Source organism: Senegalimassilia sp. (assembly GCF_977052095.1).
Genome location: NZ_CDRSTZ010000014.1, coordinates 24,420 through 41,463, shown reverse-complemented (window position 1 = coordinate 41,463; position 17,044 = coordinate 24,420). Strand labels below are relative to the sequence as shown.

Annotated in this window: 12 protein-coding genes; 6 read left to right on the top strand and 6 right to left on the bottom strand. The window is 63.2% G+C overall.

What is annotated here, in order from left to right; genetic code table 11:
- From ACWI6D_RS04490 to ACWI6D_RS04475, 4 genes are all read right to left on the bottom strand, one after another.
- The coding region (locus tag ACWI6D_RS04490) for an ABC transporter ATP-binding protein (protein WP_449133801.1) at nucleotides 1-481 on the bottom strand (481 nt) is incomplete at its 3' end.
- Between the two features lie 231 nt (nucleotides 482-712).
- Nucleotides 713-1,930, bottom strand: coding sequence for a sensor histidine kinase (locus tag ACWI6D_RS04485; RefSeq protein WP_449133800.1), 1,218 nt, complete (start codon nucleotides 1,928-1,930; stop codon nucleotides 713-715).
- Nucleotides 1,927-2,601: a response regulator transcription factor gene (locus ACWI6D_RS04480; RefSeq protein WP_449133799.1), complete on the bottom strand. Its 675-nt coding sequence runs from the start codon at nucleotides 2,599-2,601 to the stop codon at nucleotides 1,927-1,929. Before ACWI6D_RS04480 ends, ACWI6D_RS04485 begins: the two co-directional genes overlap by 4 nt.
- A 189-nt stretch (nucleotides 2,602-2,790) precedes the next feature.
- Nucleotides 2,791-3,441, bottom strand: coding sequence for a Crp/Fnr family transcriptional regulator (locus tag ACWI6D_RS04475; RefSeq protein WP_449133798.1), 651 nt, complete (start codon nucleotides 3,439-3,441; stop codon nucleotides 2,791-2,793).
- 96 nt (nucleotides 3,442-3,537) lie between these two features.
- On the opposite strand from ACWI6D_RS04475, the gene hcp reads away from it, so the two are divergent.
- Nucleotides 3,538-5,112, top strand: a complete 1,575-nt coding sequence (hcp, locus tag ACWI6D_RS04470) for a hydroxylamine reductase (protein WP_449133797.1) — start codon at nucleotides 3,538-3,540, stop codon at nucleotides 5,110-5,112.
- A gap of 523 nt (nucleotides 5,113-5,635) precedes the next feature.
- On the opposite strand, the gene ACWI6D_RS04465 is transcribed toward hcp, so the two are convergent.
- The gene (locus tag ACWI6D_RS04465; protein WP_449133796.1) at nucleotides 5,636-6,961 is read right to left on the bottom strand and encodes an ATP-binding protein; all 1,326 of its coding nucleotides are present in this window, start codon (nucleotides 6,959-6,961) and stop codon (nucleotides 5,636-5,638) included.
- A 377-nt stretch (nucleotides 6,962-7,338) separates the two neighbouring features.
- Between ACWI6D_RS04465 and thrH the strand changes: the two genes are divergently transcribed.
- From thrH to ACWI6D_RS04445, 4 genes are all read left to right on the top strand, one after another.
- On the top strand, nucleotides 7,339-7,944 hold the full coding sequence (gene thrH, locus ACWI6D_RS04460; RefSeq protein ID WP_337368874.1) for a bifunctional phosphoserine phosphatase/homoserine phosphotransferase ThrH: 606 nt from the start codon (nucleotides 7,339-7,341) through the stop codon (nucleotides 7,942-7,944).
- 398 nt (nucleotides 7,945-8,342) lie between these two features.
- Nucleotides 8,343-10,223, top strand: a complete 1,881-nt coding sequence (locus ACWI6D_RS04455) for an NAD(P)-binding protein (protein WP_449133795.1) — start codon at nucleotides 8,343-8,345, stop codon at nucleotides 10,221-10,223.
- A complete protein-coding gene (fdhF, locus tag ACWI6D_RS04450) occupies nucleotides 10,216-12,927 on the top strand; it encodes a formate dehydrogenase subunit alpha (protein WP_449133794.1) in 2,712 nt (903 codons plus the stop codon). The genes ACWI6D_RS04455 and fdhF overlap by 8 nt, the downstream gene beginning before the upstream one ends.
- A 394-nt stretch (nucleotides 12,928-13,321) precedes the next feature.
- Nucleotides 13,322-14,677, top strand: a complete 1,356-nt coding sequence (locus tag ACWI6D_RS04445) for an ATP-binding protein (protein WP_449133793.1) — start codon at nucleotides 13,322-13,324, stop codon at nucleotides 14,675-14,677.
- A 77-nt stretch (nucleotides 14,678-14,754) separates the two neighbouring features.
- Here the strand turns inward: ACWI6D_RS04445 and ACWI6D_RS04440 are convergent, their stop codons facing one another.
- Nucleotides 14,755-15,804 carry a response regulator transcription factor gene (locus ACWI6D_RS04440; protein ID WP_449133792.1) on the bottom strand — a complete coding sequence of 350 codons (1,050 nt, stop codon included), beginning with the start codon at nucleotides 15,802-15,804 and terminating at the stop codon, nucleotides 14,755-14,757.
- Between the two features lie 262 nt (nucleotides 15,805-16,066).
- Between ACWI6D_RS04440 and ACWI6D_RS04435 the strand changes: the two genes are divergently transcribed.
- Entirely contained in the window at nucleotides 16,067-17,035 is a 969-nt protein-coding gene (locus tag ACWI6D_RS04435; RefSeq protein ID WP_449133791.1) for an ATP-binding cassette domain-containing protein, read from the top strand.
- Nucleotides 17,036-17,044 lie beyond the last annotated feature (9 nt).

Below are 17,044 nucleotides of genomic sequence, written 5' to 3'. Positions count from 1 at the left end.
ATTTCTGCAGGACGTCCGTCACGCCGAGCATGTTCGCGGTGCTATCGACCTTCGCGCGGACGGCATCGGCCTTCTCGCCCTTGATGGTAAGGGCCAGGGCGATGTTCTCGAAACCGGTCAGGGTGTCCAGCAGGTTGGCGTCCTGGAAGATGAAGCCCAGGTCGTCGCGACGGAACTTTGAGAGCTGGCGGCTGCGCAGCTGCGTGATGTCAAGCCCGTTCAGGATGATGTTCCCGCTGGTCACGGTGTCGATGGTGGAGATGCAGTTCAAAAGCGTGCTCTTGCCCGAGCCCGACGGGCCCATCACGCCGACGAACTCGCCTTGCGCGATGTCGAACGACACGTCATCGAGCGCGCGGGTGACGGCCTCGCGCGAGCCGTATACCTTGCGGACGTCGCGCACGGATAGCAGGACGTTGCGGTTGTCGGACGCGCCCGCGTTCGCGATGCCTGCCGGAGGGGTTGCGGTAACCACGGTCATGGAGGATTCCTTTCTCTTCGATTCGGTATATCCCCATGATGCGGTGCTCGCGAAAACGGAGCCATCGAAGGGCCTTACCGCAAACTTACGATTCTGTAAGGTTAGCCGCCGTCGGCGCCTGTGGGCTGCGAAGCCGGCGGGAAGCGCAGGGACGCCATGGCCTGCGCTTCCCGGGCGCCTCGCGTCGCGCTGAGGGCGTCCGGGTTCGCCATGGCCCGCACCGAGCGGCTGCTAAATCCCAGCCAAATCCATGCGCGTGCGGTCGAGGGGGAAGGTCAGCGCGACGGTGGTGCCCGTTCCCTCTTCCGAGGAAATGCGCAGGCCGAGGCCCATTCTTTCGCAGGCCACGGCGGCTAGGTGCAGCCCCATGCCCGTTGCCTTGTGATGCGTGCGGCCCCGGCTTCCCGTGAAGCCTCGGTCGAACACGCGCGGCACATCGGCGGCGGGGATGCCGTCGCCGTCGTCGCAAATCGCTAGCTCGATGCAGCCGTCTTTCGTGCCCGCGTTCTTCACCGTGCCCTCGAAGCGGATGGTCTTCGCGCCGTACTTCGCCGAGTTCTCCAGGACCTGGCCGATGATGAAGTCGGTCCATTTCGCGTCGGCGAGTACTTCGAGCGCCTCGTCGATGCCGAACTCGAGCGAGACCCCTGTGCCGATGAGCGTGCGGGACCGTTGGCGGCATGCTTTGCGCGCGAGGGCCGCAAGGTTGAGCTTCTCGATGGAGAAGTCCTCGCTTAAGGTAGCCGAGCGTGCGTAGTAAAGCACCTGCTCAACGCGTGATTCGATGCGGTCGAGATCGCCGCGGACCTTGCCGATCTCGGGCCCGTGAAGGCTTGCCAACGCTAGCTGCGCCGACGCGATGGGCGTTTTGGCTTCGTGGACCCAGAGCTCGATGTAGTCGCGGTACTCCTTCATGTCGCGAGATCGTGCGGCTAGCTCGTCGGAGGCGGCTTTGCCCTGCACGGCGAGCGCGCGGTAGGCGACGAAGCCTTCCAAGGTGCGCGGCTCGTCCAGGATCGACGAAAGGTAGCGCGCGTTTTCGGGCGAGTCGCAGAACAGGTCCAGCTGCTGGTAGAACTCGCGATCGCGCAAAAAGCCCGCGGCAAGCGCAACGCAGGCGAACAGGGCTTCGCAGAGGGAAACGAGCGCGATCGCCGAAGCGTTCGAGCCGGTGACGGCCATGACACCCGCAACGACGGCTATCAAGGCGACCGCTCCGAGCGCGAACCCGGCGTGCGAGCGGAGGTGCGCGCCGAAGGAGTAGGCGCGCTCCGGGCCGTTGACCTGGCTGTCGGCGGCGGGCGGCGTGGGCACGGGCGAAGTGGGCGCGGGACCGTGCGGCAAGTCGGCCGGCGAGCCGGGCGCAGCAGCCGGCGAGCCCGGCGCCGGGCAGGCGGGTGGGTTGGGCACCTGCGTGGCCGCAGCGTTTCCCCGAATCGATGCGCTCATCGGACCACGTAGCCTAGGCCGCGGCGGGTGGTGATGAAATCCTCGGGCACGCCAGCGGATCGCAAGCTGCGGCGCAGGCGGTTCACGTTCACCGTGAGCGTGTTGTCGTCGACGAACGCATCGGTTTGCCACAGCTCGTCCATCAGCTCGCTGCGCGAGATGATGGAGCCCGCGCTCTCCATGAGGATGCGCAAGATCAACAGCTCGTTGCGCGACAGCTCCACGCTTTCGCCGCGATACGAGACCTCGGCCCGCACGGGGTCGAGCGAGACGCCGTCGTGCTCAAGCAGCCCGCGCGCCGGGTCGGCAGATCCGCTGCGCGTAAGCGCGCGGTCGATGCGGGCGAGCAGCGCGGCGGGGCGATAGGGCTTGACCACGTAGTCGTCCGCGCCGACGTTCATGCTCATGACCTCGTCGAACTCGCTATCGGAGGAGGTCAGGACGATGATGGGGACGTTGCTTCCCTGGCGGATGGAGCGGCAGACCTCGTGGCCGTACGCGCCGGGGAGCGAAAGATCGAGCAGGATGCAATCAGGACATGCCGCCAAAGCCTCGGCCGCGGCGTTCGCAAACGACCCGCAGCAAAGGCATTCGTGCCCCTTAAGTTTGAGCATGCGCACAAGATTTTCCCGCAAGGAGGCATCGTCCTCGACAATGAACAACCGCGCCATCGGTCCCCTTCCATATCGAACGGATGAGTTGATGATAGCGCAACGCCGCGGGTTGCCGGCGCTTCGTCATAAGCCTGACGCTTTGGGGACGTAGCGTTATCTGTCAGCGACGCGATTACCTTATCGGGTGCCGTTTCCCCGTTCGCTCGCGGCATTGACCGCAACGTGGCAGAGAATCGCCTGCGCGCGCTACAGGAGCCGGTACGTGCGGCCTTCGTAGTCGATGACGCCTTCCCTGCGCAGCTTCGACAGCTCGTTCGACAGCGCACTGCGGTCGACGCTGAGGTAGCTTGCCAGCTTGGTTTGGCTGTAGGGGATGGCGAAGGCGCGGGTGCCGGCCTTTTTCTGCTGTTGCGAGAGGAAGGCGAGGATCTTGCCCCGGATGGTTTTGGGGGTCATGGCGATGGCGCGGCGGTTCATGTCAAGGTTGCTTAGCGCCAAGGCGCGCATGAGGTTCGAGGAGATGTGCGCGTGGCAGCCGCACTGCTTGGGACAAGGGTGGATGATCCGTTCTGCTTTGAGCAGCACCACCTCGCAGGCCGAATCAGCCAGCACATCGATGTCAAGTGGCTCCATGCTGCAGGCGTATCCGTGGGCGAAAAGCGATCCAGGCCCCAGCATATCCAGGATCGTCGTCTCGCCCCAGGCGTCCGAGACCTCGATTCGCACGCGCCCGGACAGGACGACGCCGAGGTATTCGGTGGGCTGGCCGGCGCGCATGATCCGCTCCTCCCGGCTGAAAGCCCTTCTTGTCGCCCCAAGGCAAGGCAGCATCAGGTCCGCTTCGGCCTGGGTTATGCCGGCGAAAAGCATTGAAGAAGAAATGAGGATATCGTTCATTGGCTTCACCTGTAGGTTCTACAACAGAAATATATGAGATACCACAGTATAGTGCAGCCACACCGAAAAGGCACCCTATGATTGAGGAGCGCGAAAATGACTGACGGGAACATGTTCTGCTTCCAATGCGAGCAAACGGCGGGATGCACTGCCTGCACCGGAGCCGCCGGCGTATGCGGCAAGACCGCCGATGTGGCTCGATTGCAAGACGAGCTGACCGGGGCATTGGTCGCCCTGGCCCGATCGGAGAACGGCGGAAAGGGGGATTCCGAGTCCGACGGGCTTATGCTGGAGGGCATGTTCGCCTGCGTGAGCAATGTCAGCTTCGACCCCGAGGCCATCGCCGCCCTTGAGCGCCGCGTTCGCGCTAAGGCTATCGCCCTGGGCGAATTCGACCTGTACGACATGGGCTTGCTGTGGGACGCGCAGGAGGATATCCGCAGCCTGAAGAGCTTGCTGCTCTTCGGCATGCGCGGCGTGGCGGCGTATGCCTATCATGCGCAGATGCTGGGGAAGTCGGACCCTGCTGTGACGGCGTTCCTGTATGAGGGTATGCGGGCCGTCGGCTCCGACCTGGGCATGGACGAGCTGCTGCCTTTGGTTCTCAAATGCGGCGAGGTCAACTTGGCCGCCATGGCCGCTTTGGAGGACGCGAACATCTCCGCCTACGGCAAACCCGAGCCGGCGACGATTGAGCTCAAGGTCGAGGCGGGCCCTTTCATCGTGGTCACCGGCCATGATCTGCACGACCTCAAGCAGCTTTTGGAGCAGACCGAAGGCCGCGGCGTGAACGTGTACACCCACGGCGAGATGCTGCCTGCAAACGCCTATCCCGAGCTGCGCAAGTATCCGCACCTGAAAGGCAACTACGGCACCGCATGGCAGAACCAGCGCAAGGAGTTCAAGGACCTTCCCGCGCCGATCTTGTGGACTACCAATTGTTTGTTGAAGCCGGACGAGTCGTATGCCGACCGCGTGTTCACCACCGGCCCTGTGAGCTTCCCGGGCGCGCATGTCGTCGAGGCGGGCGAAGACGGCGCCAAGGACTTCTCGGCGCTTATCGATAAGGCGTTGGAGCTGGGCGGCTGGGCCGCCGATCGAACCTTTGCCGGCATCAACGGCGGCACCAGCGTCACCACCGGATTCGGCTACGACACCGTGATGAGCGTCGTCCCCGCTGTCATCGATGCGGTCAAGTCCGGTGACATCAAGCGCTTCATCCTGCTTGCGGGCTGCGACGGCATGCGCAAGGAGCGCAGCTACTACACCGACTTCGCCAAGCTCGCCCCCTCCGACTCCGTCATCTTGACCCTTGCCTGCGGCAAGTATCGCTTCAACGATCTGGACCTGGGCAGCATCGCCGGCATTCCGCGCCTGCTGGACGTCGGCCAGTGCAACGACGCCTACGGCGCGATCAAGATTGCTCTCGCGCTTGCGGATGCCTTCGGCTGCGGCGTGAACGATCTGCCGCTTTCCATGGTGCTCTCGTGGTACGAGCAGAAGGCGGTGTGCATCCTGCTCACGCTGCTGCACCTGGGCATCAAGGGCATCTACTTGGGCCCCACGCTTCCGGCGTTCGTGAGCCCCGGCGTGCTGCAGGTGCTGGTGGACAACTACGGCATTCGCCCCATATCCACTCCCGAGGCCGACTTTGCCCAGATCATGGGCTAGCCGATCGACCATTCCCCTTAGGCGGGATTCGTCCGTTGGCGGGGCCGCAACCTGCGTTGCGGCCTCCTCCTTTCGGAGAGATCGTCCGCGTTTCTTTCCGTGTCGGTCGGCATTGCTGTCGCGGTTGCGCTTGCCTTGAAAGAACGGAGCCTTCGTTATTCGCCTGGTCGCGTGAGGCGAGAATCGGCCTTCATCTCTTCATCTGTCGTCTAAGCATGCTGCCTTCTTGCCGTTTCCTCGTTTGCTCGCGGCATTGGCCGGAACGTGGTCGGGCGCATCGGCGAGTTAGCCTATGGTTATGCGCATAAGAGGCTTGCGAAAGCAACGACGGCGTGAAAGGGATCCTCATGGGAATGAATATCGTATGTCTGGACCTGGAAGGCGTGCCTGTACGCAAAGTTTCTTTCGATTCATCGAAAGAAACTGGTTCCAGAAGCCAAAACGTTCGATTCATCGAAAGAAATTAAAGACACTTTGGAACATTCGTCTGCCCTATTTTCATTGGAGTGGGTGGAATCGACGGCTAGAGATGCGGGTGCTGTTCCCGGCCAAGCAACTTCTCGAACTGCCCGATGGCCCAAAGGGGCACGTTCGTGAGCCGCCCGTCGTTTCGGTAAGGCGAGAGCGATGTTCGCAGCGCCTTGTCGAGTCCGAACTTGTCGCAGACAACTCGAAGGCTTTTCGAGCGGAGGTTTTCGCCGGCTTTAACCTCTATGGGAATTGGCTTGCCGTCAAACGCAATGCAGAAGTCGGTTTCGGCAGCGCCCGTGTCAGACGACCAGTACGCCGGCTGATATCGCTTGCGGCGCAGCTCCTGCGCGACGTATTGTTCCGTCAGCGCGCCCTTGAACTCGGTGAACAGGCGAGAGCCGTCAAGCACGGCGGCAGGATCAAGGTCGGCAAGCGCGCCGAGCAGCCCGACGTCCGTGCAGAATAGCTTGAAGGCGGACAGGTCTTTGTAGCTTGCGAGGGGCAGTCGAAGCGCCGACACGCGAGGGACTTTCGCGATTGCGCCGTAATCCGATAGCCACTGCAAGCTTTCTTCGAAATCGCGTGCGCGCGCGCCAGGCCGGACGGCCCCGTACATAAACTTTTTATTTTCGCGGGCAAGCTGGCCGGGGAGGGATTTCCAAACAAGCCGCATGCGCTCGAGAATGCGGCCAGGGGCATGTTTGCTGAAGTCGGCATCGTAGCTGTCGAGAATCTGCTGTTGAAGCCTTCGCGTTTCGGTAAAGCTGGCACCTTGCTGGTGTGCGCTAACGATTTCGGGCATGCCCCCCGTGATGAAATATTCCTTCAGGTGGCGCTCAAGCGTGTCGGAAAGGGCTGCGAGGTCATCCATCTGGGCGTTTTCAAGCGCGTCGGCCAACGGGTCGCCCGCTAAAGCGCGAAGATATTCCGAAAAGCAAAGCGGATACAGCGTGAGCTGATCAACCTTGCCAACGGGGAAGGACTCCCCTTCGCGCCTGATCGACATGCCCATATAGGAGCCGGCGGCGACGATATGATATTGTCGTGCCTGCTCACAGAAGTATTTCAGGGAAGTGAGACCACGTGGGGCCTCTTGGATTTCGTCGAAAATGATAAGCGTTTGCTCGGGGTCGATCGTCCGCCCATAGCGAAGCTGCATTTGTCGAATGATTCGCTGCGGGTCAAGGTCTTGCTCGAACAAGCTTTGCGCCGATTCGTCATACATGAAGTCGATTTTCACGTAGTCGCGAAATTCTTGCTTGGCGAAGGCCTCCATAAGCCACGTTTTCCCTGTTTGGCGCGCGCCGCGTATCAGCAAGGGCTTGCGGCTTGGGCTGGACTTCCAAGAAACCAGGTCATTCATCAATAATCTGCGCATATGATGCCTCCTTGCCGCTGTTGTCAGAGGGTACTATAGCAAGTTCCCTTGGAAAATGTGGGACTCTCACACAAAGTTCCATCGAAAAATGTGGGAGTCCCGCACAAAGTTCCTGGGAAAAATGTGGGAGCGCGCGGGCAGGGTGCGGGAGCAAGTCAGGCTTTTCGGTTTAGCGGCACTAGCGCGAGGGCGCTGGTTGGCGCGCGCGAATGGCACTTTCAGCTCGCTGGTATCCCGCAATTGTCACTCATTCGCTGCCGTTTCCCGGTCGCTGGTGGCCTTGGCCGATGTGCGGGACGCGCTGCGGTTGCGCGGCCGTATGCTTGTGCGCGTGAGAGATTCGCGAAAGCGTATGGTTGCGTGAAAGGATGCGCGGTATGGGAATGAACGTTGTGTGCCTGGACCTGGAAGGTGTGCTGGCGCCCGAGATTTGGGTTGCGTTTGCGGAAGCGGCCGGCGTGCCCGATTTGATGCGCACCACGCGCGACGAGCCTGATTACGACAAACTTATGCAGTTCCGCCTTGACGTGCTGCGTCGCAACGGCCTGGGCCTGCCGCAGATCCAGGAAGTCATTGCCGGTATCGACCCGGTGCCCGGCGCGAAGGAGTTTTTGGACGATCTGCGCGCCACCACGCAGGTGATTATCATCAGCGACACGTTCGAGCAGTTTGCCCAACCTATCATGGAAAAGCTTGGCTGGCCCACCATCTTCTGCAACACGTTGGAAGTTGCCGACGACGGCACCATCACCGGTTACAAGATGCGCTGCGACCAGACGAAGCTGACCACGGTGCGCGCGCTGCATTCATGCGGGTTCGATACCATCGCCTCGGGCGACAGCTACAACGACCTGGGTATGATTAAGGCGTCGAAGGCGGGCTTCTTGTTCCGCAGCACCACGGCCATCAAGATCGAGCACCCGGAAATTCCGGCGTACGAAACGTTTGAGGACCTGTCGCGCGCCATCAAGGCGGCGCTGTAGCGGGTTGCGTCTCGCCCGTTGCGTTACCGGAAGGTGACGTGAGGCGAGCGTGCGTTCGGCGGTGGGCCCGATTGACGAGGCGGGCTTGCGGCTGCCGGGCGGGCGGATGCTGTGGCTGCGGCGCTGGTTTGCGAAGGTTGCAAGCTGGCTTGGTCGATGCAGCCCGCGAAGGCCGACTCCGACGATCGGCTTCGCGAGCTTGCACGCGGTCGCCCGCTTTCCGCGTGAAGCCCTTGTGGTTTGTGCGGGCGGTTAACAAAGCTGAAACGCAAAACGGCAGGCGGTGCAATAAGCTACTGCACAGGTATCAAAACTCCACGATGAACAGGCGAGGCGGCGCCCAGCGCCGCCTCGTTTAAGTACTACGGCCTGTGAAAACAGGCGAAACGGGGGAAGAAATGACGAGATTGTCCATTGCGCCCGCCTCGGCGGACGACGCCCGCATCGGCGGGTTCCTGGACCGGCAGAAACGCCGCGTCGACGCCATGCCGCCGGGCATGTGCCCGCTGGCGCAGCAGTTGACGCTGCTGGAAGAGGGCGCGCTGCAAACGTGCGGCAAGTGCGTGCCGTGCCGCGACGGCCTGCCGCAGCTGGCCGCCATGCTGCGCCATCTGGTGGATTGCCAGGCCGACGCCGCCGAGGTCGAGCGCATGCGCGCGCTGGCCGAGATGGTGCGCGACACGTCCGACTGCGCCATCGGCTACGAGGCCGCCGGCGCGCTGCTGGAAGGCCTCGACACCTTCGCCGCCGAAGTGGAAAGCCATGTGAGCAAGCATGCGTGCCAGCGCGGCGCGGGCCAGTCGGTGCCGTGCGAGACGTTCTGCCCGGCGCACGTGAACGTGCCCGCGTACATCGCGCTGGTGGCGGCGGGCGACAACGCCGGCGCCGTGCAGATGATCCGCAAGGACAACCCGTTCCCCACCGCATGCGGCCTGGTGTGCGAGCACCCCTGCGAGAAGCGCTGCCGTCGCACGCTTATCGATGCGCCGCTGAACATCCGCGGCATCAAGGAGTACGCGTGCGAGCATGCGCGCGCCGACCAGGTGCCCGTGCCTGAGCGCCAGCCCTCCACCGGTCGCCGCGTGGCGGTTGTGGGCGGCGGCCCCTCCGGCATGACCTGCGCATACTTCGCCGCGCTCATGGGCCACGACGTCGACGTGTTCGAAAGCCGCAAGCAACTTGGAGGCATGATGCGCTACGGTATTCCGGCGTACCGCTTCCCGCGCGAGCGCCTGGATGAGGACATCCGCGGCATCTTGGCCGTCGGCGGCATCACCGTGTATACCGAAAGCCCCGTCGACGCCGCGCGCATGGCGCAGCTGTCTGTGGAATACGACGCCGTGTACGTGGCCATCGGCGCGCAAACAGGCAAGGGCCTGCGCATCGACGGCACGGATGCCGAAGGCGTGTTTTCCGCTGTTGACCTGCTGGGACGCATCGGCGATGGTGACTACCCCGACTTCACGGGCAAGAAGGTGGCCGTCATCGGCGGCGGCAACGTGGCCATGGACTGCTGTCGCACGGCCGTGCGCGCCGGCGCCGAAGAGGTGTCGGTGGTGTACCGTCGCCGCATCGCGGACATGACGGCGCTGCCGGCCGAAATCGAGTCGGCCATCGCCGAGGGCGTGGAGATGATCACGCTGCAGGCGCCGGCCGCCATCGAGACCGACGAACAGGGCCGCTGCACCGCGCTGCTGACGAATCCGCAGATGATCGGCCCCGTGAAGCGCGGCCGCCCCGCGCCCATCGCGGCCGACAAGCCGCAGATGCGCATCCCGGCCGACATCGTGCTGATTGCCGTGGGCCAGAACATCGTGTCCGCGCCGTTCGAGGAGTTCGGCATGGCCGCCGAATGGGGCGAGTTCGAGGCTGACGCGCAGCTGCATGCGCAGATGGACGCCGATAAGCTGGTCGAACGCGGCGCCGACGCTGCCACCGGGGCCAACGTGTTCGTGGGCGGCGACTGCCAGACGGGCCCGGCCACGGTCATCAAGGCCATTGCGGCCGGCAAGGTTGCCGCGCGCAACATCGACGACATGCTCGGGTTCAACCACACGCTCGACTGTGGCGTTTCCGCACCTGCGCCCGCGCCGAATGACCGCGCGGCGTTCGGTCGCGTCGAGGTGCTTGAGCGCCCGGCGCGCGAGCGCAAGCACGATTTCGAAGGCGTTGAAGTGCCCATGAGCACGGAAGAGGCCATGCAGGAGTGCGGGCGCTGCCTGCGCTGCGACCATTTCGGTGCCGGTGCCTGCGAAGGGGGGCGCATTCAGTATGCTTAACATCACCATTGACGGTCGCTCGCTTGAGGCGCGCGAAGGCCAGACCATCCTGGAAGTTGCCCGCGAGGCCGGCATCCATATCCCCACGCTGTGCTACCTGGCGGAGCGTAGCGCCATCGGCAGCTGCCGCGTGTGCGTGGTCGACGTGGAGGGCCAGGCGGCCCCCGTGCCCGCGTGCACCACGCCCGTTGTGGACGGCATGCAGGTGCAAACGGACACCGAGCGCGTGCTGAAATATCGACGCATGGCCGTTGACCTGCTAATTTCCAATCACGGGCTCGACTCGACCGACTACTGCTTCAGCTGCGTGAAAAACGGCGCGTGCGAGCTGCAAGCCGTGGCACGCGAGGTGGGCGTGTCGCACCCGACGTTTCCCGTTGAGCAGGTGCGCAAGCCCGTGCTGGACTCCAACCCGTTTTTGCGCTTCGACCCCAACCTGTGCATCGCCTGCCAGCGCTGCGTGGGCGCGTGCAACAACGCGGCGGGCAACCACGTGCTGCAAACGGGCAAGCGCGGCGTGCGCACCACCATCCGCGCACCGTTCGGCCCGAACTGGGACCGTACCATCTGCGAAAGCTGCGGCAACTGCGCCCAGGCGTGCCCGACGGGCGCCCTGGTGGAGAAGCGCCGCGGTCTGTACCGCGAATGGGACACGCGCAAGGTGCGCACCACGTGCCCACACTGCGGCGTTGGCTGCCAGCTTGACCTGGTGGTGAAGGACGATCAGATTGTCGATGTGCAGGCGGCCGACGGCCCGTCGAACGCAGGGCTTTTGTGCGTGAAGGGTCGCAGTGGCAGCTTCGATTTCGTCAATTCGCCCGACCGCATCACTACGCCGCTGGTGAAAAACCCCGAGACCGGTGGGTTCGAGCCGGCCGATTGGGATACGGCGCTCGACTTGGTGGCGCGTAGGTTCGCCGAGCTCAAGGAGGAGCACGGCGGCGAGAGCATCGCGGCGTTCGCGTGCTCGCGTTCCACCAACGAGGATATCTATCTCTTCCAGAAGATGGCGAGGTGCGCATTCGACAGCCCCAATGTCGATAACTGCGCACGTGTTTGACACGCCCCTACCGTTGCCGGTCTGGCAACTACACTTGGTTCGGGCGCAATGACGAACTCCATCAAGGATGTCTGCGAGGACTCGCAGGTCATCTTGCTGGTGGGCAGCAATCCGGAAGAGGCGCACCCGGTCATGGGCATGCGTCTGCGACAGGCGGTCGAGCGCGGCGCGAAGCTGATCGTGGTGGACCCGCGCGAGATCGGGCTGGCGAAGAAGGCCGACATCCACCTGAAGCTGCGCCCCGGCACGAACGTGGCGTTCGCGAACGGCATGGTGAACGTGCTGATACAGAAGGGGCTGGTGGACCGCGGGTTCGTGGAAAGCCGCACCGAGGGCTTCGACGAGCTTGCCGCCATGGTGGCCGACTATACCCCCGAGCGCGTGGCCGAGATCTGCGGCATCGATGCGCGCGACCTGGAGGCGGCCGCCGAGATGTACGCGACGACCGAGCGCGCCCCCATCGTCTACTGCCTGGGCGTGGTCGAGCATTCCACAGGCACCGAGGGCGTCATGGCGCTGTCGAACCTGGCGCTGGCCGCGGGCAAGCTGGGCCGTCCCGGCTGCGGCATCAACCCGCTGCGCGGCCAGAACAACGTGCAGGGCGCGTGCGACATGGGCGCGGGCCCGGCGGACTTCACGGGCTATCAGAAGGTGGCGAACCCCGAGATGCGCGCGAAGTTCGAGGCCGCATGGGGCGTCGAGCTGAACCAGGCGGCGGGTCTGAAGGCCACCGAGTGCTTCCCCGCCATGATCGACGGGCGCATCCGCGGCCTGTTCCTGTTCGGCGAGGATCCCGTGCGCACCGATCCGGATACGCATCACGTGATTCGCGCGCTTGAGGCGCTGGACTTCCTGGTGGTCGAGGAGCTGTTCATGACGGAGACGGCGAAGTACGCCGACGTCATTTTGCCTGGTCGCAGCTATGCGGAGAAGGAAGGCACGTTCACGAACACCGAGCGTCGCGTGCAGCGTGTGCGCAAGGCGGTAAGCGGGCCGGCCGGGCCGCGCTTGGACACCGAGGTGTTCGCGGACATTATGCGCCGCATGGGGTACGACCAGCCCACGCTGACGGGCGCCCAGATCATGGACGAGGTGGCAAGCCTGACGCCGTCGTATGCGGGCATCAGCCATGCACGCCTGGATTCCGCCGCCGTGGCGGGTCAGGGGCTGCAGTGGCCGTGCACCGGGCCGGACCATCCGGGCACGCGCATCATGCACGAGGGCAAGTTTGCTCGCGGGCTTGGGTCGTATTCGCTGGCGGAGTACCGCCCGTCGGCTGAGCAGCCTGATGCGGAATATCCGCTTATCATGATGACGGGCCGTGTGCTTGCGCAGTACAACGCACAGGCGATGACGGGTCGCACCGAGGGGCTCAACCGCATCGATGGGTCGTCGTTTATTGAGGTCAACAGCGCCGATGCCGCTGCGACGGGCATCGTCGACGGCGACCGCGTGCGCGTGAGCAGCCGTCGCGGGTCCATCGAGTCGACGGCGCGCGTGTCGGGCAAGACCAATCCCGGCCAAGTGTGGATGCCGTTCCATTTCCAAGACGGCAACGCCAACTGGCTGACGAACGCTGCGCTCGACAACGTGTCGGCCACGCCAGAGTACAAGGTGTGCGCCGTGCGCGTGGAGAAGGCGTAAGGGCGAGCGCGCTGCGAGCTGACGGAAGCTGGCAAGCCGAAGGGCCGCATCGGGAGTTCCCGATGCGGCCCTTTTTGCGCGCCGGTTGTCGCTAACGTGTTCGGGTCGGGGAAGACCTCGCAGGTCGACTTCGTGGCGTCGAGCGCAAGCTCGTCACTTATTGGAAAGCGCGAAGCACGCCAGATTGTAATCGCCGCTGTGCGGCGGGAGAAATGGACACGCATCTTTGGACGCTGCTGCAAGAAGCTAGCTTTCGCTTCGTGCTATTTTCCGATTTGTGTGGTTTCTAGCCTTTGCTATCTTCCGATTTATGCAGTATTTGGCCATTGTTATTTCCCGATTTGTGCAATAATAGGGCTATCCTATTTCCCGATTTGTGCGGTTGAGGAGACGAATGCTGCAGCGTAAGGTGACAAAAAGGCTGGTCAAATGGAAAAATGAATCCAACAAGGCACTGTTGGTGACCGGTGCTCGACAAATTGGGAAAAGCTATGCCATTCGCGAATTCGGGAAATCGAGCTATTCCTGCTATTTCGAGGTGAACTTACTGCTTGATAAGGCGGCGAAAAGCACGCTTGCCAGCGCTGAAAGCGCCGTGGACTTCATTAACCGCATTGCGCTGCTGTCGGATGTGCCCTTGGCGGAAGGCGACACGCTCGTTTTCGTCGATGAGATTCAGGAGCATCCGGACATCGTCACGCTTATGAAGGCGCTTGTCGAGGACGGTCGTTATTCGTTCGTGTTCTCCGGCTCCATGCTGGGCACTGAGTTTAAGGGCATCTCTTCGTTTCCCGTGGGATACGTCGAGCAGATTGTCATGCGGCCGATGGACTTCGAGGAGTTCTGCTGGGCCGTGGGTGTCGAGCAGCGGTTTCTCGACCAGATTCGCGAATGCTTGCGCGAGCGGCGCGCTGTTGATGGGTACCTGCACGACGTCATGATGCGCAACTATCGGGCGTACATGGTTGCCGGCGGCATGCCCGAGGTGGTACAGCGGTATGTGGACACGGGCTACTCGCTGGCTGAAACGCGGACGTTGCAGGCATCGCTGGTGCAGCAGTACGCGCAGGACATCGGCAAGTATGCGGGCACTCGTGCGTTCGAGGTTCGCGCTATCTTCGACCAGATTCCCTTGCAACTTGAGGGCGACCTGCATCGATTCAAGCTGGCGTCGCTGAAGAAGGCGGCGCGCATGGAGTCGTTCCATCACGATTTTTTGTGGCTGGTGAATGCGGGCGTGGGGCTGCAGGTGCTGCAGACCACCGAGGCGCGCTGCCCGTTGAAACGCACGGAGCAGGCTTCGCGGTTCAAGCTATACGAGTCGGACACGGGAATGCTAGTGTCGCGGTATCCGCTAGCTACGGCGCGGTCGATTTACCTGGACATGAAGGACCCGAATCTGGGCGGCGTGTATGAAAACGTGGTGGCGCAGGAGCTTGCCGCGCAGGGCGTTGACCTGTGGTATTACCAGTCGGAAGCGGCAGATGAAGTGGACTTTCTTATGGAGGGTAAAAGCGGCAACGTCATTCCGATTGAGGTGAAGTCGGGCAAGAAAGTGCGGGCGCATGCGGCGCTTGACCACCTGATGGGCATTCGCGATTACAAGCTGAAGGAAGCGTTTGTGCTGTCGCGCAACAACCTGTCGCAAGAAGGCGTGATCACGTACGCCCCGCTGTACATGACGTTTTGCCTGAACGAGCTAACGGGACAGGATGCAGGCGACTTTACGTTCGCCCCCGCCCTGCCGTAAATGGGGGTTGACGTGCAGTTCGTGGGCGGCTGAGTGCCGATTTTTGCGCAAAGGCTTGCCGGGTTGCCGGTGCGCGCCTAGTTTTCCCTGCTTTTCCAGAAGGTGACGGCAATTTGGGTGCGGTTCTTGAGGGACATTTTCGACAGGATGTTGCTGATGTTATTGCGGACGGTGCCTTCGCTGAGGTAGGCCTCGGCGGCTATCTCGCGGTTGTCCAGGCCTTCGGCCACTAGGCGGGCCACCTCCCATTCGCGTTCGGTAAGGCAGGCGAAGGCGGCGGGCCGCGGCGGGTTGGCGAGGGCTTGGTCGGCGGCGCCGGCGGCAAGGCCTGCTGCGCCAGCGCGCGAGTTTGCGGCGCCGCTGGCGCTTGGGGTAGCTGTGCGGCTGTTGCCGGGGCTAGTTGTGATAATGCCGGCGTTTAGGTTTGCGATGCGACGTTTGCTGGGGCTTGCCGCGCTGGCGTCGTCTGGCGCGTGGTTGCCGTCCGGTCCTGCGAAGCATTCGGCGCTTGCTGCGCGTCTGCCGTTTGGACTTGCGGGGCGTTCGACGTTCGAGCGTGCCGCGCGGCCGGCCGATTCGCTCTCGAGCTCTTCGAGCGCTTCGGTAAGGTTGCGGTTTTTGCTGCGCAGGGTGATGGCCTGCGATTTTAACGCGTCGCGCGTGCGGTAAGCGATGCGCTGCCGCGCTTCGGCGCTGCTGGTGCGTGCGGAAAGGGCCGCGGTCGCCGCGGTTATGCAGACCAGCACGATGGTGGCAACAGGCGGAAGCGCCTGGCGCGCGATGCACGTTGCAAGGGCGGCCAAGGCAAGAAGGCCCGCTGCGCGCGAGGCATCGGGTCGGAATACGCAGCGCATGAAATCGTAAGCCGCAAGGGGAATGAACGCGGTGGCTTGCCCGCATGCGAGCGCGGCTGCGCAGTACGCGCTGGGTGCGAGCACGTTCCATGGCGCTGGGGCTATCTCGAAGGCGGCGCTGCAAGCAAGTGCGCCTAGCATGCTGAGGGCAAGCGCCAGGGTTTGCGTGCTCGCTAGCGCAGAGTTTTGCGCCGCTCCGCTTTCGGCAAGCGCGCAGCCGCAAACTGCCAAGCAGCACGCCGTAACGATGGCTTTGTCCAGAAATCTATCCATGTCGGCCATACTAGCAGACGCGGTGCCGTTGTTGGCGGGCGCGAAGACGCTTGCGCGGACGCAGCGCGCAATTCGGGCTGCTCATCAGGCATTTCGCAGATTCGTGACAAAAGTCACTAGTTTGTTAACGGCGAATACTGCATGATGGCGTCATGTGAAAACGTTCTGTTGGACCTGCATCGGCACCATGCGCTGGAATGGGACAAAGGGACTGTCCCTTTGTCCCATTTCTTGTCAGGTTCCTCGGAGAAAGGTGACCGAAATGGAAACGACGAACGTGTCGCGGCCGGTGGTGTCGGTGGTGGATTTGGTGAAGCGTTACGGCGATGTGCTGGCGCTGGACCACTTCAACTTGAGCATCGACAAAGGCGAGATTTTCGGCCTTCTGGGGCCGAACGGCTGCGGTAAAACCACGGCCATGAATTGCATGCTGCAGCTGCTCACCTACGACAAGGGCGACATCCGTCTGTTCGGCGAGCCTATGTCGCCGACGCGTTACGACCTGAAGCGCCGTATAGGCGTGGTGCCGCAGCAGGTGGCCGTGTTCGACGAGTTGACCGTGGCTGAAAACGTCGACTGCTTCTGCGCGCTGTATGTTCCCGACAAAAAGCGCCGTCGCGCGCTGGTGGACGAGGCCATCGAGTTCGTGGGCCTGGAAGATTACCGCCGCATGCGTCCGGGCAAGCTGTCGGGCGGTTTGCTGCGCAGGCTGAACATCGCGTGCGGCATCGCGCACAAGCCCGAGCTCATCTTCTTCGACGAACCCACCGTGGCCGTGGACCCGCAAAGCCGCAACTCCATCCTGGACGGTATCGTGCGGCTGCGCGACGAGGGCGCCACCGTGGTCTACACCAGCCATTACATGGAGGAAGTCGAGCAAATCTGCACGCGCATCATGATCATGGACGGCGGGCGCATTCTGGCGCAGGGCACCAACGACGAGCTGAAGCGCGGCATTGCCGTGGGCGAGAAGATTGTGGTGGAGCTGCCCGGCGCACCGGACGCGTGCGGCCAGGCGGCGGCCAGCGCGGTTCGCGCGCTACCGCATGTCATCGGCTGCGAATTCGCGAACGGCCAGCTCAGCGCCACGTGCGAGGCTAGCGAGCGGAACCTGCTGGACGTGCTGGGCGCGCTGAAGGCCGCGCGCGTGGCCGTGGGCCGCGTCTATTCCGAGCCGCCCACGCTCAACGATGTGTTCCTGGAAATCACCGGCCGCGAGCTGCGCGACTAAGGGGGCGTC